At 51.3% G+C, this 355-nt stretch carries 1 protein-coding gene; it reads right to left on the minus strand.

Annotated features, from left to right (window positions below):
- Positions 1-311 (minus strand): DUF3289 family protein (locus COO59_RS20645; RefSeq protein ID WP_121494963.1); only part of this gene is annotated, 311 nt, incomplete at its 3' end.
- Between the last annotated feature and the right edge of the window lie 44 nt (positions 312-355).

A 355-nucleotide genomic window follows, 5' to 3' on the forward strand; every position in this document is an offset into this window, starting at 1 on the left:
GCATTAAGAGAGTTTTGCATAGAGCTATGCTCCGCCATCGCCTGGTCCAGCAGCGGATGGCTGAAAACAGCGCCGTTGCCATACTGCATATGGGAAATCATGGTTCTCGCCAGGCTTTTATAGTTGCCATAAAAAGAAAACATATCTGACAGATTGCGAAACTCATCAAACAGGATGCGCACGCTCTCTTCGCGACTGGGATGAGTATAGGGATCGATACGCGCCGAGACATCGCGCAGATGATACTGCTGGCGCAGCACCTCAGCGGAAAGATCGCCATACAGCATATCGGGCGCGCAGTAATCATCCATTGTATGCTGCGTGGCGAAAAGCAGGCAGGGCAGTTTTATAGGTG

The sequence above is a fragment of the Mixta theicola genome (assembly GCF_002895925.1).
Lineage (GTDB): Bacteria > Pseudomonadota > Gammaproteobacteria > Enterobacterales > Enterobacteriaceae > Mixta > Mixta theicola.